The organism is Pseudoalteromonas sp. SR43-2 (assembly GCF_014163885.1).
GTDB classification, from domain to species: Bacteria; Pseudomonadota; Gammaproteobacteria; order Enterobacterales; family Alteromonadaceae; genus Pseudoalteromonas; species Pseudoalteromonas distincta.
Genome location: NZ_JACJED010000049.1, coordinates 1 through 647 on the forward strand (window position 1 = coordinate 1; position 647 = coordinate 647).

General features: G+C 40.0%; 2 tRNA genes and 1 rRNA gene. All 3 read right to left on the reverse strand.

The features are described 5' to 3' along the window. Positions 1 to 291: 291 nt before the first annotated feature. Positions 292 to 367 (reverse strand) — tRNA-Ala (locus H5120_RS20030). 50 nt (positions 368 to 417) lie between these two features. After that, a tRNA-Ile gene (locus tag H5120_RS20035) sits at positions 418 to 494 on the reverse strand. A gap of 76 nt (positions 495 to 570) precedes the next feature. Continuing rightward, positions 571 to 647, reverse strand: a 16S ribosomal RNA gene (locus tag H5120_RS20040); the annotation flags it as partial.

The following is a 647-nucleotide window of genomic DNA, read 5'->3' on the forward strand; positions in this document are numbered from 1 at the left end:
GGTCTTTGTTTTGTGACAGTTTAACTTCGCCAGAAGTTAATATTGAATACTAAAGTAGATACCAATCAATCAACTCATAAGAGTTAACTAAATGGCACTGAATGGTACTGCTACCATTCTTTTTTACTTTTGAAAACTCTTGATAAATACAATGTATCTATCAGAATTTTATTATCAGCTTTTCCAAATTTTTAAAGAGCAAGAGATACAAAAACCTCTCAAAATTAAACACACTCTATTCTCAGGCGGTTAATGGCCCGATAAAGAATATTTATTTTTAAGAAGTAAAAGTGGTGGAGCTAAGCAGGATCGAACTGCTGACCTCCTGCGTGCAAGGCAGGCGCTCTCCCAGCTGAGCTATAGCCCCACATATGCTGGTACTTACTGTTTTAACCATCTTCTTGATTAGACAAGAAGTGGTGGGTCTGAGTAGATTTGAACTACCGACCTCACCCTTATCAGGGGTGCGCTCTAACCAGCTGAGCTACAGACCCAAAACAATAAGTGTTGTTCTCTTTACAATAACAATCATCTGTGTGGACACTACGAACAAATAAGTTCTAAATCGTATAAGGAGGTGATCCAGCCCCAGGTTCCCCTAGGGCTACCTTGTTACGACTTCACCCCAGTCATGAATCACTCCGTGG